The organism is Streptomyces sp. TOM-9, from assembly GCF_056858595.1.
Genome location: NZ_JBXEQB010000001.1, coordinates 7160059 through 7184370, shown reverse-complemented (window position 1 = coordinate 7184370; position 24312 = coordinate 7160059). Strand labels below are relative to the sequence as shown.

Below are 24312 nucleotides of genomic sequence, written 5' to 3'. Positions count from 1 at the left end.
TCGCCCCCATCTCCCGTACGTCTCCGCTGTGTTGTCAGGGTAACGGCGGCGGCTACTGTGGCGCGCGTGATCATCTGGCTGAACGGCGCCTTCGGCGCGGGCAAGACCACGACCTGCTCGCACCTGGTGCGGCTCGTCCCCGGCGCCCACGTCTTCGACACCGAACAGGTCGGTTTCATGCTGGGACACGTGCTGCACGAGGCCGTGCCCGTGCGGGACTTCCAGGAGTGGCCCCCCTGGCGGGCGCTCACCGTGGCGTCGCTCACCCAGGTGCACGCCTACCTCGGCGGGACGCTGATCGTGCCGCAGACCGTGCTGGTGGAGGAGTACTGGCGGGAGGTCGAGGCGGGGCTGGAGCGGGCCGGGCTGCCCGTGCGGCACTTCCTGCTGCACACCGACCCGGCCACCCTCACCCGCAGGATCGAGGGGGACACGGTGGAGACCGGCGCCCGGCAGTGGCGGCTGGACCACCTGGAGGAGTACGCGGAGGCCCTGCCCTGGCTGCGGGCGGCGGCGACGGTGCTCGACACGACCGCCGCGCCGCCGGAGGCGGTGGCGCGGCAGGTCGCGGACCTCACGCGGGCCTGAAGGACTCCCGCAGCTCGACCTTGCGGACCTTGCCGCTGACGGTCATCGGGAAGGCGTCCATCAGCCGCAGATGGCGCGGCACCTTGTAGTGGGCGAGCCGGCCGCGGCAGAACTCGCCGAGCTCCTCCACCGTCAGCGCGGCCGCCGGGTCCTTGAGGATGACGCAGGCCAGGATCTCCTCGCCGTACCGCTCGTCGGGGACGCCGACCACCTGGACGTCCGCGATCTTGGGGTGGGCGTAGAGGAACTCCTCGATCTCGCGCGGGTAGACGTTCTCACCGCCGCGGATGATCATGTCCTTGATGCGGCCGACGATCTGCAGGTAGCCGTCCTCCCGCATCACGGCGAGGTCGCCGGTGTGCATCCAGCGGCCGGCGTCGATCGCCTCCGCGGTCTTGTCCGGCTCGTCCCAGTAACCCAGCATCACCGAGTAGCCACGGGTGCACAGTTCGCCCGCCGTGCCGCGCGGCACCGTCACGCCGTCCGGGCCGACGACCTTGACCTCGACGTGCGGCAGCACCCGGCCGACAGTGGCGGTGCGGCGCTCGAGGTCGTCGTCCCGGCGGGTCTGGGTGGAGACCGGCGAGGTCTCGGTCATGCCGTAGCAGATGGACACCTCGGCCATGTGCATCTCGGCGACGACCCGCTTCATCACCTCGACCGGGCAGGGCGAGCCCGCCATGATGCCGGTGCGCAGCGATGAGAGGTCGTACGTCGCGAAGTCCGGCAGGTTGAGCTCGGCGATGAACATCGTCGGCACCCCGTACAGCGAGGTGCAGCGCTCCTGTTCGACCGCGCGCAGCGTCGCCGCCGGGTCGAAGCCGGGCGCCGGGATGACGATGCAGGCGCCGTGCGAGGTGGCGCCCAGGTTTCCCATGACCATGCCGAAGCAGTGGTAGAAGGGCACCGGCAGGCAGACGCGGTCCTGCTCGCTGTAGCCCACCTGCTCGCCCACGAAGTAGCCGTTGTTGAGGATGTTGTGGTGGGAGAGGGTCGCGCCCTTGGGGAAGCCGGTCGTGCCCGAGGTGTACTGGATGTTGACCGGGTCGTCGCAGGACAGTTCCGCCCCGCGCTCGGCGAGCTGCCCGACCGGGACGTGGGCCCCGGCCTCGACGAGGGCGTCCCACGTCGGGTCGCCGATGTACACGACCTCGGTGAGCGAGCGGCACCCGCCACGCACCTGCTCCACCATGGCGCGGTAGTCGCTGGACTTGAACGCGGTGGAGGCGACCAGCACCTCGATGCCGGCCTGGTCGAGCACGAACGCCAGCTCGTGGACGCGGTAGGCCGGGTTGATGTTGACCATGATCGCGCCGATGCGGGCGGTGGCGTACTGGACGAGCACCCACTCAGGGCAGTTGACGGCCCAGATGCCCACCCGGTCGCCCTTGCCGACGCCCTTGGCGAGCAGGCCGCGCGCCACGTCGTCGACGGCGGCGCCGAACGCGGCGTAGGTCCAGCGGCGGCCACTGGGGACGTCGACCAGGGCTTCGCGGTCCGGCCAGGCAGCGACGGCCCGGTCCAGGTTGCGGCCGATGGTGTCGCCGAGCAGCGCGGTGGTGCCGGTGCCGCTCGCGTACGACGGCTCGACGGGACTCGCGGGGGTGCTCACCTGTGGTCCTCCTCGCGGTACTCGGTGCCGACGGCACCCTCGGCGGTACGCCGGCGCAGCTCGATGCGGCGGATCTTGCCGGACACGGTCTTGGGCAGCTCGGCGAACTCGATGCGTCGTACCCGCTTGTACGGGGCGAGCACGGCCCGCGAGTGCGCGAAGAGCGCCGCGGCGGTCTCCGGGCCCGGCTCCCAGCCCTCGGCGAGGACGACGTACGCCTTGGGCACGGCCAGCCGCAGCGGGTCGGGCGCCGGGACGACGGCGGCCTCCGCCACGCACTCGTGCTCCAGCAGGGCGCTCTCCAGCTCGAAGGGGGAGATCTTGTAGTCGGAGGCCTTGAACACGTCGTCGGCGCGCCCGATGTAGGTGATGTAGCCGTCGGCGTCGCGGGAGCCGATGTCGCCGGTGCGGTACCAGCCGCCGGCCATGGCCTCGGCGGTGCGCTCGGGATCGCCCTCGTAGCCGGTCATCAGGCCCACCGGGCGGGCGGACAGGTCGAGGCAGATCTCCCCCTCGTCGCCGGGCTTGCCGGTGACCGGGTCGAGGAGTTCCACCGTGTAACCGGGGCTGGGACGGCCCATGGAGCCCGGCTTGAGCGGCTGCCCGGGCGGGTTGGAGACCTGGACGGCCGTCTCGGTCTGGCCGAAGCCGTCCCGGATGGTGAGGCCCCAGGCGCGTCGCACGTGCTCGATGACCTCCGGGTTGAGCGGCTCGCCGGCGGCGACGACCTCGCGCGGCGGGGTGCGCAGCGCGCCGAGGTCGGCCTGGATGAGCATCCGCCAGACGGTGGGCGGCGCGCAGAAGCTGGTGACGCCGGCCCGGTCCATCTCGGCCATCAGGCGGCCCGCGTCGAAGCGCGTGTAGTTGTGGATGAAGACCGTCGCCTCGGCGTTCCACGGCGCGAAGAGGTTGGACCAGGCGTGCTTGGCCCAGCCGGGCGAGGAGATGTTGAGGTGGACGTCGCCGGGGCGCAGGCCGATCCAGTACATCGTCGCCAGGTGGCCCACGGGGTAGGACAGGTGGGTGTGTTCGACGAGCTTGGGCTTCGCGGTGGTGCCCGAGGTGAAGTACAGCATCAGCGGGTCGTCGCCGCGGGTGTCCCCGTCGGGCGCGAAGTCCGCGGGGGCGTCGTACGCGTCCTCGTAGGCGTGCCAGCCCGCGGGCGCGCCGCCGACGGCGATCCTGGTGTACTCCCCCGGCACCTGGTCGAACTTCGCCGCGTCCGCCGCGCGGACGATCACGTGCCGGGCCCGGCCGCGCTCCACGCGGTCGGTGAGGTCGGCGGGACCGAGCAGCGGGGTGGCCGGGATGACCACGGCCCGCAGCTTCATGGCGGCCAGGGCGGTCTCCCAGAGCTCGGTCTGGTTGCCCAGCATGACCACGATCCGGTCGCCGGGGCCCACCCCGAGGCCGCGGAGCAGGTTCGCGACCCGGGCCGAGCGCTCGGACATCGCGGCGAAGGAGACGGCCGACTCGGTGCCGTCCTCCTCGACGATGTGCAGGGCGGTGCGGTCGTTGTCACGGGCGATGACGTCGAACCAGTCCAGCGCCCAGTTGAAGTGCCCGGGCCGCGGCCAGCGGAAGCCCTCGTACGCCGCCTTGTAGTCCTCGCGGTGGCGCAGCAGGAAGTCCCGGGCCTCCCGGAACTCTTCCGTCCGGCTGGTTGCCGTCATGTGTCCTCCTCGTTGCCGGCCCGCTCAGTAGCATCCTGTTGTCAGTGACGAGGCTCTCACTACCCCCGGACGGGGGTGAAGGAGCGGCGAGGGCGTGACGGGATCGGGCGAGGCGGCGGAGCTGCGGGCGGCGCTGCTGCGGATGAGGCGCACCAGCGGTCTGCCGGTGGCCTTCGGAGGGCTGCTCCCGGAGCCGGGCCGGCTGCGGATCTCCGAGCTGTCCGGCACGGCCACGGCCTCCCTCCAGGGGCTCACCGTCACCGCGGGCAACGGCCTGGGCGGCAAGACGATCGCGCTCTCCCGGCCGCTCGCCGTCACCGACTACAGCACGTCGCGGGTGATCAGCCACGAGTACGACGCGGCGGTGGGCGCCGAGGGCCTGCGCTCGGTCCTGGCGGTGCCGGTGGTCGTACGGCGCCGGGTGCGCGGGGTGCTCTACGGTGCGCTGCGCCATCCGCTGGCGCTCGGCGACCGCCCGGTGAGCGCCGCGGTGGAGGCCGCGCGCGAGCTGGAGCAGCGGCTGGTGGTCCGGGACGAGGCCGACCGCCTGCTGTCGACGTGCCGGCAGCCGACCACGGGCGACCCTGCGGCCTGGGAGGAGGTCCGCGAGGCCCACGGGGAACTGCGGGCGCTGGCCGGCCGGGTCGCCGATCCGCTGCTGCGGCAGGAACTGCTCGCCGCGTGCGGCCGGCTGGCGGCGGCGACCGGCGCCGCCGGTGCCGGCCAACGCTCCCCCACCGGGCGGCCGGTGGCGCTCCCCTCCCGGGAGCTGGACGTACTGGCGTGCGTGGCCACGGGGGCCACCAACGCCGCCGCCGCCGACCGGCTGGGGCTGCGCCCGGAGACCGTCAAGAGCTACCTGCGCTCGGCCATGCGCAGGCTCGGCGCCCACACCCGCCTCGAGGCGGTCGTCGCCGCCCGCCGTGCCGGCCTGCTCCCCTGAGGTGCCGGCCCGCGCGGACCGCTGCGGACCCGCTGCGAACCCGGAGCGGACCCGGAGCGACATTGACGACAAAGCGGCCGCGCCGGCTGCCCCCCGGCGGCACGTTCACCCGCAAAGCGCCGTGAGCGGGGCAGGACCGGAAGTCCGGACAAGCCGCCATGTTCGGTTCACCCGGGGTTATTTTGGGGTTTGACCCCCGGCGGGATCGGACCGATCATTCGGGGTGTGTCCACCGGCACGCGCGGGACGGGGGCCGGCCTGACGAATGGTCCGGTGTTCAACAGGCTGTTGCCCCCGTGCGTTTCCCGATGTGCCGCCCTTTGCACGACATCCATTCGGCGACGGCGGTGAATTTCCCTACACCGGACGGAAGTCGAAGGGCCGCGCCCGTACCGGCGGATTTCCGTGGCTCTTTGCATAACATTGTCCCGGACACGACACGAGGGGAGCGGCGACCGTGGAGCAGGTCTTCGACGTGCCGGCCAGACCCCGACCCGACCAGGTGATCGGGCGAGGTGACGTCCTCGCGCGGGCCCGCGGGCATCTGGCCCAAGGGGGCAGCCTGCTGCTGTACGGACCGGCCGGAATCGGGAAGTCCACCGTATTGCGGACGCTCGCCGAGGAATACGGCGGCGAGCCGACGGTGCTGCGCTGTTCCGCGACGGAGTCCGAATCGCACCTGCCCTTCCTCGCCCTGGTCGATCTGCTCGGCCTGGTCGCCGACCAGGTGTCCGACAGCCTGCCCGCACCGCAGCGGGCCGCGCTGGAGTCGGCGCTCACCGGCCGCGGGGAGTCCTCCCTGCAACGGGACGGGCTCGCGCTGCGGCTGGCCGTGCTGTCGGTGCTGCGGGCACTGGCCGCCGACGGCCCGGTGCTGATCGTCGTGGACGACCTGCAGTGGATGGACCCCGCCAGCGCCGAGCTGCTGGCCTTCGCGGCCCGCCGGGTCGCCGAGCTGCCGGTGCGGGTGCTGGGCGCCGTACGCACCGAGGCCGATCCGCAGGACCAGCACGACCGCTACCTGCGCGCCTTCCCGCAGGACGTGCGCACGCTGCGGGTGACGCCGCTGTCCCGGCCGGAGGTCTCCGAGCTCCTCGACGGGCGCGGTCACACCGGCCTGCCGCGGGCGGTCGTCCGGGACATCCACCGCACCAGCGGCGGCAATCCGCTCTTCGCCCTGGAGCTCGGCCGCGCCCTGGCGGAGAGCCGCACCCCGCCCCGCCCCGGGGAGCCGCTGCCGGTGCCGACCTCGCTGCGCACCCTGGTGCTCAACCGGCTGGAGATGCTCTCCGCGGACACCCGCCGCACCCTGCTCATCGCCAGCGCGGGGGCCCGCCCGACCCTCGCGACGCTGCGCAGCGCCGGCCGCGCCAACGCCGAGAGCGAGACGGGCGTGGCCGCCTCGCTCGGCCTGGTGGAGATGGACCACCACGACGGCACCGGCCTGGTGCGTTTCGCGCACCCGCTGATATCCGCGGCGCTGTACGCGGAGGCGACCCCGGAGGACCGGCGCAGCGCCCACGCCGCGCTGGCGGCGGCGGCCGGCGACCCGATCGAGCGGGCCCGGCACCTGGCGCTGGCGACGAGCGGCAAGGACGAACGGGTCGCGGCGAGCCTGGCCGAGGCCGCGGACGAGGCCCGCGCCCGCGGCGCACCCTCGGTCGCCGCCCAACTCGGCCTGCTGGCCGCCCGGCACACCCCCGAGGGCGCGGTGCCCACCGCGGACGAGCGGCGGCTGCGGGCCGCCGAGGACGCGCTGACCGCCGCCGAGCCCGAACTCGCCAGGGCCACCGCCCGCGAGGTGCTGGCGCAGGCCACGGTCCCGGCGGACCGGGTGCGGGCGTGGAGCGTGGTGATCGACTCGGTCGGGCAGGCCCTGTCCGAGGTCGACGACGTGTTCCCGCAGGCCCTGGCGGACGCGGGCGACGACCCGCGGCTGCAGGGCCTGGTGCGCTACCAGCTCGCCTGGCGGGCCCTGGTGGACGGCCAGATGCACGAGGCGCGTGCCGAGGCCGCCCGCTCGGCGGCGCTCGCCGCGCGGGCCGGCGACCGGCGCACCGAGTTGCTCGCGCTGTCCTTCAAGGCGCTCAACGAGACGTTGGTGGGGCATCCCGACGCCGCCGCGACCCTGGCCCAGGCCTCCGCGGAACCGCAGGACCCGGACGTGGCCATGAACCACAACGGCCCGGTCTACATCCGCTCCCGCTACCTGCTGATGAGCGATCAGCTCGACGAGGCGCGCACCGCGCTGACCTGGCTGGCCGGTGAGGCCCGGCAGCGGGGCGCGGTGGAGAGCGAGGTCTACTCGGTGCGCAGCCTCGCCGAGATCGAGCTGCGTTCCGGCCGCTGCGGCACGGCGCTGGACCTGGCCCGCGAGAGCCTGCGGCTGGCCGAGGACACCGGCATCGGCGAGGGCTTCGCCCTGCAGATCGCGGCCCTGACCGAGGCGGCGGGCGGCACGGTGGAACGCGCCCTGTCCCTGGCCGGGGACGCGGTGCGGCGGGCCGAGGCCGACAGCGACATGCCGTACATGACACGGGCGCTGTACGCGCTCGGGCACGCGCGGCTGGTCGGCGCCGACCCGCAGGGCGCGGTGGACGCGCTGCGCCGGGTGCGCGCGCTGGAACGCGAGATGGGCGTGACGGAGCCCGCGCGCGGCCGCTGGCAGGGCGACCTGGCCGAGGCGCTGGTGCTGACCGGCGCGCTCGGTGAGGCGCGTGAGGTCATCGACGAGACCCGCAGGCACGCCCTGCGGCTCGGCCGGCAGAGCATCCTGGCCGTCCTGGAGCGCGCCGAGGGGATGCTGCTCGCCGCCCGCGGCGACACCGACGGGGCGGTGGCGGTGCTGAACGGGGCCCGGCAGCGGCTGGTCGCGCTCGGGTACGGGCTGGAGGAGGCGCGCGCCGTCTTCGCGCTGGCCCAGGTGGAGGCGGACCGGCGCAACCGCGCGGCGGCCCGGGTGGCGCTGGACGAGGCCGGCCGGTTGTTCCGGCGGTCGAAGGCCCTGCCGTGGCTGGGGCAGGTGGGCCCGGCCCCGGCGGCCCCCTCGGCGGCGGCGCCGCCGGAGCTGGACGGGCTGGCCTCGATGGAACGTCAGGTGGCCGCGCTGGTCCTGGAGGGTGCCACCAACCGGGAGATCGCCGCGACGCTGTTCATCAGCGTCAAGACGGTCGAGGCGACCCTGACCCGGGTCTACCGCAAGCTCGGCATCCGCTCACGGGTGGACATCGTGCGACTGGCCGCGGGCCGCCGGGCCGGCTGAGGCGAGCCCCGGCCCGGCCCCGCGGCACTGTTCGGCGTGCGCCGGACACGTGACGTGACCGAGGGGTTTCCCTACGCAACCGGGCTTAGGGGGTTCCCTCATTGGGGGGCGGGGGCCGCGACCCTAGCCTGAGTCCCGCACGCAGCAAGCAGGTTGACCCGTCCCACGAGTGCACGTGCGCCAACTCGCCCCTCGTTCACGGTCGTCGACGATGACGTCGGCCCAGGCCGTGCCGTACGCGTGGGATGAAGCGCCGCCCCACCGGTGACCCGCGCGTTCCCCCCACCGGCATCCTGAGGAGCTGCACGTCACGGCTCGACCGTACGAGGAAGGCCGCCGCCGCGGTCGCGGCGACCGCGGCCGCCGGGGCGGCGGCCCGAGTGAACTCCTGACCATGGGTCAGGCTGCGCCAGGGGTCGCTGCGAGCTGCCACGAGCCGCCCGCAGCGACCCCTCTCCAAGTCAGCGGGCGCGGTCGGCGGCGTCGACGGCGGCGTAGATGCGGTCGAAGACGGGCCCCAGGCTCTCCAGCTCGCCCGGCTCCAGCGGGTCCAGGACCATCCGGCGCACCGTCTCCACGTGCGCGGGCGCGGAGGCCACGAGCTTCTCGTACCCCTCGGGCGTGAGGATCGCCAGGGTGTAGCGGCCGTCCCCGGGATCCGGCTCGCGGCGGACGAAGCCCTGGTGCTCCAGGCGCCGCACCACGTGCGACAGCCGCGACAGGGACGAGCTCGCCCGGTCCGCGAGCACGCTCATCCTGATGGTGTACCGCTCCTGCTCGGAGAGCATCGCGAGGACGTGGTACTCCATCCAGTTCAGGTCGGCGTCGCGCTCCAGCTCGCGCTCCAGGGCGGGCAGGAGCCGGGCCAGGACCCTGGCCATCGACATCCACGCGGTCAGCTCGCCGCCCTGCAGCCAGCGCGGCTCCATCGCGGCGGGGGCGGGCGGTACCGCTGTGTTCTTCGTCATGCTCCCCAGGCTATCGGACCGCTTGAAGCTTCAAGTCGATCTGTTACAGTGCACTTGAAGCTTCAAGTTGAAGCTTCAATTCGTACCCCCAGCACCGCACAGATCGGGAATCACGCCTCATGACCAGGATCGGCATCATCCTCGGCAGCACCCGCCCCGGCCGCAACGGCGAGAAGGTCGCCCACTGGGTCGTCGAGCAGGCCGCCAAGCACGCCGGCAACGCCACCTTCGAGCTCGTGGACCTCGCCGACTACCCGCTCCCCCACCTCGACGAGCCGATCCCGCCGGCCATGGGCCAGTACCAGAACGCCCACACCAAGGAGTGGGCCGCCAAGATCGCGACCTTCGACGGCTTCATCTTCGTCACCCCGGAGTACAACCACTCCACCTCGGGCGTGCTGAAGAACGCCATCGACTACCTGCACGCCGAGTGGAACCACAAGGCGCTGGGCGTCGTGTCCTACGGCTCCGTGGGCGGCGCCCGCGCCGCCGAGCACCTGCGGCTGATCGCCGGCGAGCTGAAGATGGCCGACGTGCGCAGCCAGGTCGCGCTCTCCCTCTTCACCGACTTCGTCAACTTCAGCGAGTTCGCCCCCGGCGAGCACCAGGCCGCGAGCCTGTCGACCCTCATCGACGAGGTCATCGAGTGGAGCAGCGCCCTGGCGCCGCTGCGCGGCTGACCCCGCACCGGTCCGGCGACCGGGCAGGGCACGCGGGGACCGGGGCCGAGCGGGGTGATCCTCCGCCCGGCCCCGGCGTGCTGCCCGTCCCGGTCAGGTGAAGCGCACGTCGTGGTGGCCGGCCTCCGGGTCGGAGGCGGCGAGCAGCCGCCTGCCCTCGGCCTCCAGCGCGTCGCGGTCGGCGGCCGCGAGCGGCTCGAACGACGCCACCGTGACGACCGCGGAGCCGCGCGACCGGTCGGTGCTCCAGGTGCCGGCCACGAAGCCGTCGACGAGGACCGTGCCGCGGACGATGCCGTTGGCCGTCATCACCCGGCGGACGTGCTCCCGGGCGAGGATCCGCGAGCGGTCGGCGTGGGAGAGCACGAGGTTGTCGAAGTCGGCGACGAAGCGGGCGCCCACCGGCAGGTCCGGGTCGGGCAGGGGCGCGGCGCCGGGGTCGTCGTAGAGCACCCGGCCGTCCTCGTCGCGGTAGCCGCGCAGCTCCATCGAGGCGAAGACCTCCCGCAGCCCGGAGAGCCCCGACCACTTCTGCGCGTCGGCGACCGAGGCGGGGCCGAAGGCCGCCAGGTAGCGGCGCACCAGCGCCCGGGGGTCGCAGGCCGCGGCAGGGGGACGCCCGAGCCAGGATTCGGCCGTGGTGTACGCGGTCCGCCCGGACACCCCCCAGACACCGCGCGGCGGCACCTGCACCAGCGGCAGCCAGTTGCGCAGCGCGTTGACCAGGGAGGCGGGATCGGCGTCCGGCCAGCGCGGGCCCAGCAGGTCGCGCAGCTCGCCCGGGGTGCGCGGCTCTTCCTCGACCAGCGCCCGGCAGGCGGCGACGGCCTCGTCGCGGTCCACGCCGCGCACCCCCCGGCCCCAGGTGCCCTGGGTGATCTGCCGGTCCAGCAGCGGTTGCAGCACCGGTCGCAGCCGCAGGGCGTCGTCCGCGGTCACCAGGTGGACGGTGCCGCGCAACAACGCGATCCGGACGACCCCGCGGTCCAGCAGCAGCCGGGACAGGTCGCCGAAGGCGAAACCGTCGAGCCGGGTCCACAGCGCGGCGTACGCCGCGTGCGGGGCCTGGGACTGAAGGCCCACCAGATGCCCGACCGCCTCCAGCAGGCCCATCGCCGGCCGCTCCAGCAGCAGTTGCCGGTCCAGCAGGGCCCGGTTGAGCGTACGGCGGCCCAGTACGGCCCCCGGTGTCGTCCTGCGCATGCGGACACCGTACGGCCCGGAAGAACTCGGGGGTAACGCTCGCCCCGGCCGTACCCGGGAGTGTAGACATACCTTATGGCCGGGCCGAGCGATCACCGCGCCTCCAGGGAGCGGGGGCTGCGGGCGCTGCTGGCCGGACGCAGCGTGGCGGGACAGGTGTTCCTGCTGCAGGTCGTGGTCGTCGTGCTGCTGGTCGCCGCGGCGGTCGTCGAACTCGTCGTCCAGGCGCGGCACGACAGCCAACAGGAGGCCCGCAACCGGTCGGTGGCGGTGGCCACCACCTTCGCGAGCTCGCCGGGCATCGTGGCGGCGCTGGAGTCCCCCGACCCGACGGCGGTCCTGCAGCCGGAGGCCGAACGGGCCCGGCGGCTGTCCGGGGTGGACTTCATCGTGGTGACGGACCGGCAGGGGATCCGCTACACCCACCCCAAGCCCGACCGCATCGGCAAGAAGTTCGTCGGGGACATCGGACCGGTCCTGCACGGCCGGATGGTCACCGAGAACATCGTCGGCACCATCGGCCCCCTGGTGCAGGCGAACGTGCCGGTCCTCGACGACCGGGGCGAGGTCGTCGGCATGGTGTCCTCGGGCATCACCGTCGCCAAGGTCAGCGGCGCGGTCAACGACCAGCTGCCGGTCATGCTGGGCGTCGCGGCAGCGGTGCTGGCCCTGGCCACCGGCGGCACCTGGCTGATCGCCAGACGGCTCACCCGGCAGACCAGGGGCCTCGGCCCGGTCGAGATGACGCGCATGTACGAGCACCACGCCGCCGTGCTGCACGCCGTGCGCGAGGGCGTCCTCATCCTGGACGGCGACCGGCGGCTGCTGCTCGCCAACGACGAGGCACGACGTCTGCTGGACCTGCCCGCCGACGCGGAGGGCCGGCCCGTCACCGGGCTCGGGCTCGACGAGCGGGCCTGCGAACTGCTGGCCTCCGGCCGCGACGCCACCGACGAGGTGCTGCCGGCCGGCGACCGGCTGCTGGTCCTCAACAACCGCCACACCGACCGCAACGGCGGCCCGCCGGGCAGCGTGGCGACCCTGCGCGACGCGACCGAACTGCGGGCGCTGTCCGGCCGCGCCGAGACCGCCAGGACCCGGCTGCGGCTGCTGTACGACGCGAGCATGGGCATCGGTACCACGCTGGACATCACCAGGACCGCCGAGGAACTGGCGCAGGTCTCGGTACCGCGCTTCGCCGACTACGTCACCGTGGACCTCGCGGTACGGGTGCTGCGCGGCGACGAGCCGCTGACGGGCCCCTCGGTGGAGATGCGCCGCGTCGCGGTGAACGGCGTCCGCGACGACCACCCGCTGTACCCCGCGGGGCACCCGCTGCTCTTCGTGCCGTCCAGCCCGCAGGCGGCCGGCATCGCCGGCGGCCGGGCCGTGCTGGAGCCCCGGCTCGCGGACTCCCCCGGCTGGCAGGCGCAGGACCCGCAGCGCAGCGCCCGGGTCGTCGGCTTCGGCATCCACTCGCTGATCTGCGCCCCGCTGAGCGCCCGCGGCGTGCTCCTGGGGATGGCCAACTTCTGGCGCTCGCAGGCCCCGGAGCCCTTCGACGAGGAGGACCTCACACTCGCCGAGGAACTGGCGGCGCGGGCCGCGGTGTGCATCGACAACGCCCGCCGGTACACCCGCGAGCACACGATGGCGGTCACCCTGCAGCACAGCCTGCTGCCGCGGGAACTGCCCCGGCTGACCGCCCTGGACGCGGCCTACCGCTACCTGCCCGCGCAGGCGGGGGTGGGCGGCGACTGGTTCGACGTGCTGCCGCTGCCTGGGGCGCGGGTCGCCCTGGTGGTGGGCGACGTCGTGGGCCACGGGCTGCACGCGGCCGCCACGATGGGCCGGCTGCGCACCGCGGTGCACAACTTCAGCACCCTGGACCTGCCGCCCGACGAACTGCTCGGGCACCTCGACGAGTTGGTCGGCCGGATCGACCAGAACGACTCCGGGCCCGCCGGCGACGGCGCCGCCCCCGCCGGCACCACCGTCGCGGGCGCGACCTGCCTGTACGCCGTCTACGACCCGGTGACGGGCACCTGCACGATGGCCCGCGCCGGGCACCTGCTCCCCGCGGTCGTGCACCCCGACGGGACCGTGGAGTTCCCCGACGTACCGGCCGGGCCGCCACTGGGCCTGGGCGGACTGCCCTTCGAGGCCGTGGAACTGACGCTGCCCGAGGGCAGCAGCCTGGTGCTGTACACCGACGGCCTGGTCGAGGACCGCGACCGGGACATCGACGAGGGCCTGGAACTCCTGCGCCGTTCCCTGTCCCGGGCCGGCCGCGACCCCGAGCAGACCTGCCGGGACGTCTTCGAGACCATGCTGCCCGCCCGGCCCGGCGACGACATCGCGCTCCTCGTCGCCCGCACGCGGGTCCTGCCCGCCGACCGCGTCGCGGACTGGGACGTGCCCAGCGACCCCGCCGCGGTCTCCGGGGTGCGCGCGGCGGTCCAGCGGCAGCTGGCGGCGTGGGGGCTGGAGGAGTTGTCCTTCACGACGGAACTGCTGCTGAGCGAGCTCATCACCAACGCCATCCGGTACGGGGCCGAACCCATCCGGGTGCGCCTGATCCTCGACCAGGCGCTGATCTGCGAGGTCTCCGACGCCGGCAGCACCTCCCCACACCTGCGCTACGCGGCCGCGACGGACGAGGGCGGGCGGGGGCTGTTCCTCGTCTCGCAGTTCGCCGAGCGCTGGGGCACGCGCTACACGGCCGAGGGCAAAGTGATCTGGGCCGAGCAGCTGCTGCGGTAGCCGTCCGGGGTGCGTTCTGTGGGGCCCGGTTGTCGTGTGCGGGTTGTTTGCGCCTGCGGCGGGCATCCCCCGCCCTCCCGATTGCCCGGCGCGGTCAGTGCGGGCCTGCGCTCCGTTGGGTTGGGGTCGGGGCCGCGCCGGCGCACTCCCCCAGCCTTCGGCCGGGGGGACCCCCACAGCGCTCGCGGTTTACCCCTGCAGTATTCGGCGCCGGGTTCGCCGCTCGTCTCCCCCAGCCTTCGGCCAGGGGGAGCACCCCGCCACACCCCCTCCTGCTGTGTGGGCGCATGACGGCCGGTGGGGGGTCAGTAGGGCACTTGCGGCAACCCCGGACCGCCTTCTCACCCCCTCCGGCCATCAGCCGCCCATATGACCGAAGGGGGTGTGGCGGGGTGCCCCCACAGGCGACGAGCGGAGCACGCGGCGCCGAATGACGTGAGGCAGCGCCGCGAGCGCCGAGGTGGGGGTCCCCCCGGCCGAAGGCTGGGGGCGTACCCCGGCGCGGCACCGACCCCGCAACGACCGCGCGAGGCGGTCACTGACCGCGCCGGGCAATCGGGAGGGCGGCGGGGAAACCCCCAACAGCAACCACAACGCACCCGCACCCTCATACCCCACACAGCCCCGCAGGGCGCGCACCGTGGATCGGGGCGTCCAGGCCCCGAAGGGGACGCCCCGTCCCCCCGTGGCGGTGGGCCACGATCTCCGCGGCGATGGACAGCGCGGTCTCCTCGGGCGTGCGGGCGCCGAGGTCGAGCCCGATCGGGCTGTGCAGCCGGGCCAGTTCGGACGCGCCGAGGCCCGCCTCGCGCAGCCGGGCCAGGCGCTGCTCGTGGGTGCGCCGCGAGCCCATCGCGCCGACGTAGGCGACGGGCATGCGCAGGGCCCGCTCCAACAGCGGTACGTCGAACTTGGCGTCGTGGGTGAGGACGCAGACGACGGTGCGGCCGTCGACCGGGGTGCGCTCCAGATAGCGGTGCGGCCACTCGACGACGACCTCGTCGGCCTCCGGGAAGCGCCGGGCGGTCGCGAAGACCGGGCGCGCGTCGCAGACCGTCACCCGGTAGCCGAGGAACGTGCCGACCCGCACCAGGGCGGCGGCGAAGTCGATCGCCCCGAACACCAGCAGGCGCGGCGGCGGGGTGCCGGCCTCGACGAGCAGGGTGAGCGGCTCGCCGCAGCGGCTGCCGTCCGCGCCGATGCCGACGGTGGCGGTGCGGCCCGCGTCCAGCAGGGCGTGGGCCTCGGCCGCGGCGGTGCGGTCCAGTTCCGGGTCGCCGAGGGTGCCCTCGTACGATCCGCCGGGGCGCACCAGGAGGGTGCGGCCGGGTAGGCCGGCGGGGCCCGCCACGACCCTGGCCACGGCCGCCGCCTCCCCGCGGGAGGCGGCGGCCAGTGCCGCGGCGAGCTGCGGCTGCGCCCCGGGCACGATCCGCTGGACGAAGATGTCGATGACGCCGCCGCAGGTCAGCCCCACGGCGAAGGCGTCGTCGTCGGAGTACCCGAAGCGCTGGAGGACCGGCTCGCCGGTCTCCAGCACCTCCTGGCAGAGCTCGTAGACGGCGCCTTCCACGCACCCGCCGGACACGCTGCCGACCGCGGTGCCCTCGGCGTCGACGGCGAGCGCGGCGCCGGGCTGCCGGGGGGCGCTGCCGCCGACCGTGACGACGGTCGCGACGGCGAACGGCCTGCCCTGGGCGGACCAGCGGTCGAGCTCGTCGGCGATGTCCAGCATGGCGGGGACTCCTTCTAGCTGACGCCGAGCCAGCCCTCGAGGGGGTGCAGGGCGAAGTAGACGACGAAGACGGCCGTGAGCACCCACATGAAGACCCCGGGCTCACGGAACCTGCCCTGGGCCGACTTGATCGCGGTGTACGCGATGACTCCGGCGCCGACCCCGGCGGTGATGGAGTAGGTGAAGGGCATCAGGGCCACGGTGAGGAAGACGGGCACGGCCACCGAGCGGTCGCCCCAGTCCACGTGCCGGGCGTTGCCCATCATCATGGCGCCGATCACCACCAGGGCCGCCGCGGCGACCTGGCCGGGGACGATCTGCGCCAGCGGGGTGAAGAACAGCCCGGCGGCGAAGAGCACGCCGGTGACCACGGAGGACAGGCCCGTACGGGCGCCCTCGCCGACGCCGGTCGCGGACTCGATGAAGACGGTCTGACCGGAGGCCCCGGCGAAACCGCCGATCGCGCCGCCCGCGCCGTCGATGAACAGGGCCCTGCCGAGCCCCGGCATGCGTCCCTGGTCGTCGGCGAGCTTCGCCTCCGTGCCGACGCCGATGATGGTGGCCATCGCGTCGAAGAAGCCGGCCAGCACCAGCGTGAAGACGATCATGCCGACGCTCAGGGCCCCGATGTGCTGCCACCCGCCGAACTCGACCTGCCCGAACAGCCCGAAGTCGGGCGCGGAGACCACGTGGCCGGGCAGTTCGGGGACGGTCAGTCCCCACACCTTCGCGTCGGTGCCGCCGGCCGTGTGGACGGCCACGGCGAGGACGGTGCCGGTGACGATGCCGATGAGGATGGCACCGGGGGTCCCGCGCGCCTGGAGCATGAAGATCAGCAGCAGGGTGACGCAGAAGACCAGCACCGGCCAGCCGGCCAGCTGCCCGCCGGCGCCCAGGGTGAGCGGGCTGCCCTCGCCCCGGCCCACGAACCCGGCGTTGACCAGCCCGATGAGGGCGATGAACAGGCCGATGCCGATGGTGATCCCGTGCTTGAGCGGCAGCGGGATCGCGTTCATGATGACCTCCCGCAGACCGGAGACCACCAGAGCCACGATCACCACGCCGTACAGCACGCACATCCCCATCGCCTGGGGCCAGGTCATGTGCGGGGCGACCTGCGTGGCGAGCACCCCGGAGACGGACAGCCCCGCGGCGAGGGCGAGCGGCACCTTGCCGACGAGGCCCATGAGGAGGGTGGAGACGGCTGCGGCCAGCGCGGTCGCCGTGATCAGCCCGGTCTGGCCGAGCCGGTGCCCGTCCACGTCGGGCCCGGACAGCAGCAGCGGGTTGAGCAGCAGGATGTACGCCATCGCCATGAAGGTCGTCAGACCTCCGCGGAGCTCGCGGGCGACGGTCGAGCCGCGTTCGGATATGTGGAAGTACCGGTCGAGCCGGCCGCGTCCGGCCGGCGGGCGCGGCTGCGCGCCGTGGCCGTCCGGGTCGGTTGCGTGCAGGGCTGACGGGGTCGACTGGGTCATGCGGTGCCACTCCCAAGGTTCACAGGGACACCCGGACGGCCTGCGCCGCGCGGGATTTGGGATGGTCCGCAGCACGACCCGGGGGACGGCCCGAGAGTGGTGCGGTGACCGCCCGGCGCCGGACGGCGCCGGGCGGAGCTGTCTCACGTACCGGCCAGGTGCTCCGGCCGTACCGGTACGCGGGCCAGGGCGAGACCGGTCGCCGCGCGGATGGCGGCGACGACGGCCGGGGTGGAGGACAGGGTCGGGGCCTCGCCGGCGCCGCGCAGCCCGTACGGGGCGTGGTCGTCGGCGAGTTCGAGGACGTCGACCGGGATGGGCGGCGTGTCGAGGATGGTGGGGATCAGGTAGTCGGTGAAGGACGGGTTGCGCACCGTGGCCTTGTCGGAGACGAGGATCTCCTCCATGACGGCCAGGCCCAGGCCCTGGGTCGTGCCGCCCTGGATCTGGCCGACGACCGACAGCGGGTTGAGCGCCTTGCCGACGTCCTGGGCGCAGGCGAGTTCGACGACCTTGACCAGGCCGAGTTCGGTGTCCACCTCCACAACGGCGCGGTGCGCGGCGAAGGAGTACTGGACGTGCCCGCGGCCCTGGCCGGTGCGCAGGTCGAAGGGTTCGGTGGGGCGGTGCCGCCACTCGCGTTCGACGTCGATCGCCTCGTCGCCCAGCACCTCGGCGAGCTCCGCCAGCACCTCCCCGCCGTCGGTGACGACCTTGCCGCCCTCCAGCAGGAGTTCGGCGGTGGCCCAGGCGGGGTGGTGGGTGCCGAGCTTGGCACGGCCCATCTCCAGGACGCGTTCGCGCACCGCCTCGCAGGTGTGCTTCACCGCGCCGCCGGTGACGTACGTCTGCCGGGAGGCGGAGGTGGAGCCGGCCGAACCGACCTGGGTGTCGGCGGGGTTGATGGTGACCTGGGTGACGCCGAGTTCGGTGCGGGCGATCTGGGCGTGGACGGTGACGCCGCCCTGGCCGACCTCGGCCATCGCGGTGTGCACGGTGGCCACCGGCTCGCCGGCGATCACCTCCAGGCGGACGCGGGCGGTGGAGTAGTCGTCGAAGCCCTCGGAGAAGCCGACGTTCTTGATGCCCACGGCATAGCCGACACCTCGGACGACGCCCTCACCGTGGGTGGTGTTGGACAGCCCGCCGGGCAGCGCGCGGACGTCCACGGCGCCGCCGGCGCTCTCCCACTCCCGCTCGGGCGGCATCGGCATCGCCTTGACGCGGCGCAGCAGTTCGGCGACGGGCGCCGGGGAGTCGACGACCTGCCCGGTGGGCAGCGTGCTGCCCTGGGACATGGCGTTGAGCCGCCGGAACTCCACCGGGTCCATGTCGAGCGCGGCGGCGAGCTTGTCCATCTGCGCCTCGTAGGCGAAGCAGGCCTGCACCGCCCCGAAGCCGCGCATGGCGCCGCAGGGCGGGTTGTTGGTGTAGAGCGCGAGCGCCTCGATGTCGACGTCGTCGATGACGTACGGGCCGGCGCTGAGGGAGGAGGCGTTGCCGACGACGGCCGGGGAGGAGGAGGCGTAGGCGCCGCCGTCCAGCACGATGCGGCACCGCATGTGGGTGATCTTCCCGTCGCGGGTGGCGCCGTGCTCGTAGTGCAGCTTCGCCGGGTGCCGGTGCACGTGCCCGAAGAAGGACTCGAAGCGGTTGTAGACCATCTTGACGGGCCTGCCGGTGCGCAGCGCCAGCAGGCAGGCGTGGATCTGCATCGACAGGTCCTCGCGGCCGCCGAAGGCGCCGCCGACGCCGGAGAGCGTCATGCGGACCTTCTCCTCGGGCAGGCCCAGGACGGGGGCGATCTGGCGGAGGTCGGCGTGCAGCCACTGGGTGGCGATGTAGAGGTCGACGCCGCCGTCCTCGGCGGGGACGGCGAGGCCCGACTCGGGGCCGAGGAAGGCCTGGTCCTGCATGCCGACCTCGTAGTCGCCGGTGACGACCACGTCGGCGCGCCGGGCGGCCGCGTCGGCGTCGCCGCGGACGATCGGCTGGCGGTGCACGATGTTGGGGTGCGGGACGTGGCCGCTGTGGTGGTCGGTGCGGCCCTCGTGGAGCAGCGGCGCGTCCGGGGCGGTGGCGGTCGCCTCGTCGACGACGACGGGCAGCTGCCGGTACTCGACCCTGATCTTGGCGGCGGCGCGCCGGGCGGTCTCGGGGTGGTCGGCGGCGACCAGCGCGACCGGTTCGCCGTGGTGGCGGACCCGGCCGTGGGCGAGGACGGGGGTGTCCTGGATCTCCAGCCCGTAGTGCCGCACGTCGGTCGGCAGGTCCTGGTAGGTGAGCACGGCGTGCACACCGGGCTGCGCCAGCGCCTGCGAGACGTCGAGGGAGACGATCTCGGCGTGCGCGTGCGGGCTGCGCAGCGTGTGGCCCCAGAGCATGTCCTCGTGCCACAGGTCGGAGGCGTAGGCGAACTCCCCGGTGGTCTTGAGGACGCCGTCGGGGCGCAGGGTGGACTCGCCGACGCCGCCGCGGGTCTCACTGCCCTGGGTGGTGGGGGTGGGGGTACGGGTCACGCCCATGGCGTCAGGCCTCCGTCCCCGTGCGGGCGGCCGCGAGGCGGACCGCGTCGAGGATCTTCTCGTAGCCGGTGCAGCGGCACAGGTTGCCCGAGAGCGCCTCGCGGATGTCGCCGTCGGTGGGCTGGGCGTTGCGCTCCAGCAGTTCGTCGGCGGCGACCAGCAGCCCCGGGGTGCAGAAGCCGCACTGGACAGCGCCGGCGTCGATGAAGGCCTGCTGGACCGGCGACAGCTGCGTGGCCGGGCCGGCGGGACGCGCCTGCCACTGCTGTGCGGCGCCCGGGTCGGTGCCGGGGCCCGCCTCGCCCGTGTCGCGCTCCTTGGCGAAGTCCGCCAGGCCCTCGACGGTCACGACCTCGCGGCCCTGCACCTGGCCGGCGGCGACCAGGCACGCGCACACCGGCACTCCGTCCAGCCGGACCGTGCAGGAGCCGCATTCGCCCTGCTCGCAGGCGTTCTTGGAGCCGGGCAGGCCCATGCGCTCACGCAGGACGTACAGCAGGCTCTCGCCCTCCCACACGTCGTCGGCTTCCTGGCGCCGTCCGTTGACGGTGAAGGTCACGCGCATCGGGCGCTCCTCTCGTTGCCGCGGTACTCGTCCCAGGTCCAGCCGAGGGTGCGGCGGGCCATGACCTGCAGTGCGTGGCGGCGGTAGGCGGCGCTGCCGCGTACGTCGTCGATGGGGCTGGCGCAGGCGGCGACCAGCTCCGCGAACTGGCGGGCCACGGACGGCGGGACGGTCCCCGCGCTGTCCCACAGGCCCTCCTCCTCCAGCGCCGCGGTGAGGAACTCCTCGGCGGTGGTGGCGCGGACCGGGGTGGGCGCGGCCGAGCCGATGCCCGTGCGCACCGTGCGGGTGGCCGGGTGCAGTGCCAGGCCGAAGGCGCAGACCGCGATGACCATGGCGTTGCGGGTGCCGACCTTGGAGAACTGCTGGGGGCCGTCGGCCTTGGCGATGTGCACGGCGCGGATCAGCTCGTCCGGGGCGAGGGCGTTGCGCTTCACCCCGGTGTAGAACTCCTCGACCGGGATGAGCCGGGTGCCGCGTACGGACACCGCCTCCACCTCGGCGCCGGCGGCGAGCAGCGGAGGGTGCGAGTCCCCGGCAGGCGATGCCGCGCCGAGGTTGCCGCCGACGCTGCCGCGGTTGCGGATCTGCGGCGAGCCCACGGTGCGGGCGGCGAGCGCGAGGCCGGGCAGTTCCCTGCCCAGGGCCTCGATGACGCGGGTGTAGGGGACCGCGGCGCCCAGCCGTACGGTCTCCTCCCCCACCTCCCACTCGTACAGGTCGCGGACGCGGTTCAGGTCCAGCAGGACATCGGGACGGCGGTGGTCGAAGTTGATCTCGACCATCACGTCGGTGCCACCCGCGATGGGTACGGCCGTGGGATGCTCCGCCTTGGCGGCGAGGGCCTCCTCCCAGGTCGCGGGACGCAGGAAGTCCATGAGCGCTCTCTTCTTCCTCGGGGGACGGGATGGCTTTTCGTGTCCTGTTCACGCTGTGTGACCCAGTACACGTCCGGGCACCGCGCCGGGTGCAGTCACCGAACGCATGAAGCACTTCGCTGGTCGGTAAGCTGGTCTTGTAGATTCCTCCGAAAGACGCGGACCTGAAACCTGTCGGCATCGACACGGCAACACCGGTGCGATCGAGTGGGCGCCACCCTGGTACCGCCTCAGAGACGGAAGCGTTCGAGACAAGGCGACGACGATGCGGCTGCGCGCACTGCTGGACACCGATGCCCTCGGCCTGCGGCTGCTCGGCGGCGAGGAGGAGCTGGACCGTACGGTCCGTGGCGTGATGACCACCGACCTGAAGGACCCCAGCCGCTACCTCTCCGGCGGCGAGCTGGTGCTGACCGGCCTGGCGTGGCGCCGCGCGCCGGACGACTCCGAGCGCTTCGTGCGGATCCTCGCCGCGGCCGGTGTCGCCGGTCTCGCGGCCGGCGAGGCCGAGCTGGGCTCGGTCCCGGACGACCTGGTGCTGGCCTGCGCCCGGCACCGGCTGCCGCTGTTCGCGGTCGACGAGGACGTCGCCTTCGCCTCCATCACCGAGCACGTGGTGCGCCAGGTGTCCACCGAGCGGGCCGGGGACCTGGCCGCCGTGGTGGAACGGCACCGCCGGCTGATGACCTCCGGGCCCGAGGGCGGCGGGCCCGACGCCGTCCTGGACCTGCTCGGCAGCGACCTCGACCTGCGCGCCTGGGTGCTGTCCACGACCGGCCGCCGGATCGCCGGCTCCGACCACCCGCTGCCCGCCGGCGTACGGGCCGAACTCGCCGGCGAACACCTGGCCGCCGCCCGGACGGACCGCCCCTCGCCCCACCGCGCCTACACCGCGGGCCGCCACTACTCGCTCTTCCCCATCCGCAGCGGCGACCCGGCCGACGACGTCCGCGGCACCCTGCTCTCGGACTGGTTCCTGGCGGTCGACGCCGACACGGGCGACTGGCCGGCCGAACGCCTGGACCTGCTGGACGGCGTCACCCAGCTCATCGCCGTCGAGCGCGACCGGCGGGACGCCTCGCGCACCGTGCGCCGCCGCCTCGCCGCGGAGGTGATGGACCTGGTGCAGACCGGCGCGCCGCCGGGCGAGATCGCCGCGCGGCTGCGCGTGGCCGCGCCCGTACTGGTGCCGGGGCTCGGCACCGCGCCACACTGGCAGGTCGTCGTCGCCCGCGTCGACTGGGCGGGTGGCGGGCCGGCCGCCGGTCCGGTCGCCCAGGCCCTGCTGGAGGAGGCCCTGGTCGACCCGGGCGCGGTGGGCCCCGATCCGGCCGACCGCATCGCCGTCGCCCACACGGGCGAGGAGGCGATGGCCCTGGTCCCCCTGTCGTCGCTCGAGTCCGACGGCGCCGCCCCCGAACTGTCCGCCCAGGGGCTGCTCTCCGTCCTGCGCGGGCCCCTCACCCGGGGCCTGGACGGCGACGGACGGCTCACCATCGGCGTCAGCGCCACCGTCCACTCCGCCGACGGGCTGCGCGGCGCCCTGGAGGAGGCCCGCCACGCCCGCCGCGTCGCCGCGGCCCGCCCGGGCCGGGTCTGCGTCGCCGGCCACGAGGAACTGGCCTCGCACGTCCTGCTGCTGCCCTTCGTCCCCGACGACGTCCGCCGTGCCTTCACCGCCCGGCTCCTCGACCCGCTGCGCGCCTACGACCGGCGGCACCGCGCGGAGCTCATCCCCACGCTCGAGGCCTTCCTCGAGTGCGACGGCTCCTGGACGCGCTGTGCGAACCGGCTGCATCTGCACGTCAACACTCTGCGCTACCGCATCGGCAGGATCGAGCAACTGACGGGGCGCGACCTGTCGCGTCTGGAGGACAAGCTCGACTTCTTCCTGGCCCTGCGGATGAGCTGACGGCGGGACGCCCGGTCGGCGCAGGCCGGCACGCCGGGTGGGCCGCGGCGCGCTGGACCTGGATGCCGCGATCTCCTTCGCCCTGGGCGGCCGCCCGGGGGCCCCGTGGCCCCCAGGGCCTGCGGTGCGGTGAAGGCCGTGCGCAGTGGTGCCGGGGTCACCTCTCGATCTCGCACCGGGGGCTCGGGATGTGGAGATCGAGCCAGGTGTAGCGCCCGGCCTCGCCGTCCACACCTCCGGTCGTGTCGTTGCAGTCCTGCACCCAGCGGACCGCCGCGTCGGTCTTCGCGCCGAACTCGCCGTCCTCCGACAACAGGTACGGGTAGTCGCTGCCCTTGTTGATCAGACACTGCACCTGCTTGAACCCCGGGCGGTGCCAGTCGTCCACGTAGTTGCACACGTCGTAGTAGTAGTCCGCGTGCGCCGCGGTCGGTGCCACCAGCCCTCCCAGGCACAGCGCGGCGACGCCGGCACCCACGGCGCCGATGCGGGCACGGTTCATGCGCATGATCCGTCCCCTCCACAACCTGCCGGATACGCGGCCCCCTTCGAGGGCCGGTGAACAGCGTCCGCCCCGCCGGATGCGGTACGGATGCGCCGTGGTCGCGCCACGGTTGCGATCGGGACCGGCCAACCGGGAGGCAGGAAATCGATCACACGCCGTCCGCCCTCTTGGCGTGGCACCCGGTGTCGTGCTGGACTTCGGCCCAACCGGCTCGATGACGCGCTTCGGGGAGGGCAAGTGGCGGACACCGCCATGTCGGACGCAGAGGTGGGACCGACGGTGCCGGGCGGTGGTGCGCCGCCCGACGTGTCGCGGCTGCGGGGCCGCGGGTGCTGGGCGGAGGCCGCACAGTTGCTGGCGCCCCACGCGGAGCGGTTGCCTGCGGCGGCGACACAGCGGGCGGCGCTGCTGATCGAGCGCTGCATGTTCACCCTGGACGGCTGGGCGGAGGCCGAGGACGCCCTGCGCTCGGCGGAGGCCCTGGCCCGTACGGACGACGAGCGCGGCGAGGCCGCCTGCGAACGCGGCAACCTCGCGTACGTGGCGACGCTCTTCGGGATCCGCGACCGGGCCGACGAGGCGCGCGCCGCCTTGATGCGCAGCGCCGCGCTGCTGGCACCCGGTGCTGCGGGGCGGCCGCTGCTGGACTTCCGGCGCGGCCTGATCGCGGAGAACCTGGGCGACGACCCGGACGCGGCGAAGGCCGCGTACCGCCGGGCGCACGCGGGGGCGGTGGCCCACGACGACGTGCTGCTGACGTCCTACACCTGGCGGCACCTGGCCGGGCTGGCGGCCCGCGACGGCGACCTCGCCGAAGCGCGCCACGGCTTCACCGAGTCGCTGCGGATCCGTGTGGAGCTCGGCCACGCCGTCGGGGTCGCGCCGGCGCTGACCGCGCTGGCCGGGGTCGAGCCGGACCCCGAGGCGCGGCGGCTGCGCGCCGAGGCGGCGCGGCTGTTCCGGATGCTGGGCGGGGTGCCCGTGTGGCTGGCCGGGGAGCTGGAGGTGGACGCCGGCTGAGC

At 74.0% G+C, this 24312-nt stretch carries 17 protein-coding genes; 7 read left to right on the top strand and 10 right to left on the bottom strand.

Annotated elements, in window-relative coordinates:
• Positions 1-66 precede the first annotated feature (66 nt).
• Positions 67-588, top strand: coding sequence for an AAA family ATPase (locus AC1VWI_RS33295; RefSeq protein ID WP_499514710.1), 522 nt, complete (start codon positions 67-69; stop codon positions 586-588).
• On the opposite strand, the gene AC1VWI_RS33290 is transcribed toward AC1VWI_RS33295, so the two are convergent.
• Entirely contained in the window at positions 575-2200 is a 1626-nt protein-coding gene (locus AC1VWI_RS33290) for an AMP-binding protein (protein ID WP_499514709.1), read from the bottom strand. The two genes, AC1VWI_RS33295 and AC1VWI_RS33290, sit on opposite strands and share 14 nt — an antisense overlap.
• A complete protein-coding gene (locus AC1VWI_RS33285; RefSeq protein WP_499514708.1) occupies positions 2197-3873 on the bottom strand; it encodes an AMP-binding protein in 1677 nt (558 codons plus the stop codon). The genes AC1VWI_RS33290 and AC1VWI_RS33285 overlap by 4 nt, the downstream gene beginning before the upstream one ends.
• A gap of 94 nt (positions 3874-3967) precedes the next feature.
• Between AC1VWI_RS33285 and AC1VWI_RS33280 the strand changes: the two genes are divergently transcribed.
• Both AC1VWI_RS33280 and AC1VWI_RS33275 read left to right on the top strand, forming a co-directional pair.
• Positions 3968-4816 (top strand): helix-turn-helix transcriptional regulator, encoded by an 849-nt coding sequence (locus tag AC1VWI_RS33280; protein WP_499514707.1) that lies wholly within the window; start codon positions 3968-3970, stop codon positions 4814-4816.
• 457 nt (positions 4817-5273) lie between these two features.
• A complete protein-coding gene (locus AC1VWI_RS33275) occupies positions 5274-8078 on the top strand; it encodes a helix-turn-helix transcriptional regulator (protein WP_499514706.1) in 2805 nt (934 codons plus the stop codon).
• Positions 8079-8539: 461 nt separating this feature from the next.
• Here the strand turns inward: AC1VWI_RS33275 and AC1VWI_RS33270 are convergent, their stop codons facing one another.
• Positions 8540-9046 (bottom strand): MarR family winged helix-turn-helix transcriptional regulator, encoded by a 507-nt coding sequence (locus AC1VWI_RS33270; RefSeq protein ID WP_499514705.1) that lies wholly within the window; start codon positions 9044-9046, stop codon positions 8540-8542.
• Between the two features lie 119 nt (positions 9047-9165).
• Between AC1VWI_RS33270 and AC1VWI_RS33265 the strand changes: the two genes are divergently transcribed.
• Positions 9166-9726, top strand: coding sequence for an NADPH-dependent FMN reductase (locus AC1VWI_RS33265; protein ID WP_499514704.1), 561 nt, complete (start codon positions 9166-9168; stop codon positions 9724-9726).
• A gap of 93 nt (positions 9727-9819) precedes the next feature.
• On the opposite strand, the gene AC1VWI_RS33260 is transcribed toward AC1VWI_RS33265, so the two are convergent.
• Positions 9820-10929, bottom strand: coding sequence for a winged helix DNA-binding domain-containing protein (locus AC1VWI_RS33260; protein WP_499514703.1), 1110 nt, complete (start codon positions 10927-10929; stop codon positions 9820-9822).
• A gap of 75 nt (positions 10930-11004) precedes the next feature.
• Here AC1VWI_RS33260 and AC1VWI_RS33255 point away from each other — a divergent pair, with 75 nt between their 5' ends.
• On the top strand, positions 11005-13692 hold the full coding sequence (locus tag AC1VWI_RS33255; RefSeq protein ID WP_499514702.1) for a SpoIIE family protein phosphatase: 2688 nt from the start codon (positions 11005-11007) through the stop codon (positions 13690-13692).
• Between the two features lie 607 nt (positions 13693-14299).
• Here AC1VWI_RS33255 and AC1VWI_RS33250 read toward each other — a convergent pair.
• The 5 genes from AC1VWI_RS33250 to AC1VWI_RS33230 form a co-directional block, all read right to left on the bottom strand.
• A complete protein-coding gene (locus tag AC1VWI_RS33250) occupies positions 14300-15427 on the bottom strand; it encodes an XdhC family protein (protein WP_499514701.1) in 1128 nt (375 codons plus the stop codon).
• 14 nt (positions 15428-15441) lie between these two features.
• The gene (locus AC1VWI_RS33245) at positions 15442-16905 is read right to left on the bottom strand and encodes an NCS2 family permease (RefSeq protein WP_499514700.1); all 1464 of its coding nucleotides are present in this window, start codon (positions 16903-16905) and stop codon (positions 15442-15444) included.
• A 143-nt stretch (positions 16906-17048) separates the two neighbouring features.
• Positions 17049-19430, bottom strand: coding sequence for a xanthine dehydrogenase subunit D (pucD, locus tag AC1VWI_RS33240; protein WP_499514699.1), 2382 nt, complete (start codon positions 19428-19430; stop codon positions 17049-17051).
• A 4-nt stretch (positions 19431-19434) separates the two neighbouring features.
• Positions 19435-19995: a (2Fe-2S)-binding protein gene (locus AC1VWI_RS33235; protein ID WP_499514698.1), complete on the bottom strand. Its 561-nt coding sequence runs from the start codon at positions 19993-19995 to the stop codon at positions 19435-19437.
• Complete coding sequence (locus tag AC1VWI_RS33230) at positions 19986-20873, bottom strand: FAD binding domain-containing protein (protein WP_499514697.1); 888 nt, start codon at positions 20871-20873, stop codon at positions 19986-19988. The genes AC1VWI_RS33235 and AC1VWI_RS33230 overlap by 10 nt, the downstream gene beginning before the upstream one ends.
• Before the next feature lie 265 nt (positions 20874-21138).
• Between AC1VWI_RS33230 and AC1VWI_RS33225 the strand changes: the two genes are divergently transcribed.
• Positions 21139-22785 (top strand): PucR family transcriptional regulator, encoded by a 1647-nt coding sequence (locus AC1VWI_RS33225; protein WP_499514696.1) that lies wholly within the window; start codon positions 21139-21141, stop codon positions 22783-22785.
• Positions 22786-22942: 157 nt separating this feature from the next.
• Here AC1VWI_RS33225 and AC1VWI_RS33220 read toward each other — a convergent pair whose 3' ends face one another.
• Positions 22943-23293 carry a peptidoglycan-binding domain-containing protein gene (locus AC1VWI_RS33220; protein ID WP_499514695.1) on the bottom strand — a complete coding sequence of 117 codons (351 nt, stop codon included), beginning with the start codon at positions 23291-23293 and terminating at the stop codon, positions 22943-22945.
• Positions 23294-23542: 249 nt separating this feature from the next.
• Between AC1VWI_RS33220 and AC1VWI_RS33215 the strand changes: the two genes are divergently transcribed.
• Positions 23543-24310: a hypothetical protein gene (locus AC1VWI_RS33215; RefSeq protein ID WP_499514694.1), complete on the top strand. Its 768-nt coding sequence runs from the start codon at positions 23543-23545 to the stop codon at positions 24308-24310.
• Positions 24311-24312 lie beyond the last annotated feature (2 nt).

Excerpts from the sequence above, each read along its gene's own strand:
- AC1VWI_RS33230 (WP_499514697.1), bottom strand. The coding sequence starts at position 20,873 with ATGGACTTCCTGCGTCCCGCGACCTGGGAGGAGGCCCTCGCCGCCAAG.
- AC1VWI_RS33270 (WP_499514705.1), bottom strand. The coding sequence starts at position 9,046 with ATGACGAAGAACACAGCGGTACCGCCCGCCCCCGCCGCGATGGAGCCG.
- AC1VWI_RS33260 (WP_499514703.1), bottom strand. The coding sequence starts at position 10,929 with ATGCGCAGGACGACACCGGGGGCCGTACTGGGCCGCCGTACGCTCAAC.
- AC1VWI_RS33245 (WP_499514700.1), bottom strand. The coding sequence starts at position 16,905 with ATGACCCAGTCGACCCCGTCAGCCCTGCACGCAACCGACCCGGACGGC.
- AC1VWI_RS33220 (WP_499514695.1), bottom strand. The coding sequence starts at position 23,293 with ATGCGCATGAACCGTGCCCGCATCGGCGCCGTGGGTGCCGGCGTCGCC.
- AC1VWI_RS33235 (WP_499514698.1), bottom strand. The coding sequence starts at position 19,995 with ATGCGCGTGACCTTCACCGTCAACGGACGGCGCCAGGAAGCCGACGAC.
- pucD (WP_499514699.1), bottom strand. The coding sequence starts at position 19,430 with ATGGGCGTGACCCGTACCCCCACCCCCACCACCCAGGGCAGTGAGACC.
- AC1VWI_RS33285 (WP_499514708.1), bottom strand. The coding sequence starts at position 3,873 with ATGACGGCAACCAGCCGGACGGAAGAGTTCCGGGAGGCCCGGGACTTC.
- AC1VWI_RS33255 (WP_499514702.1), top strand. The coding sequence starts at position 11,005 with ATGGCCGGGCCGAGCGATCACCGCGCCTCCAGGGAGCGGGGGCTGCGG.
- AC1VWI_RS33215 (WP_499514694.1), top strand. The coding sequence starts at position 23,543 with ATGTCGGACGCAGAGGTGGGACCGACGGTGCCGGGCGGTGGTGCGCCG.
- AC1VWI_RS33250 (WP_499514701.1), bottom strand. The coding sequence starts at position 15,427 with ATGCTGGACATCGCCGACGAGCTCGACCGCTGGTCCGCCCAGGGCAGG.
- AC1VWI_RS33225 (WP_499514696.1), top strand. The coding sequence starts at position 21,139 with ATGCGGCTGCGCGCACTGCTGGACACCGATGCCCTCGGCCTGCGGCTG.
- AC1VWI_RS33265 (WP_499514704.1), top strand. The coding sequence starts at position 9,166 with ATGACCAGGATCGGCATCATCCTCGGCAGCACCCGCCCCGGCCGCAAC.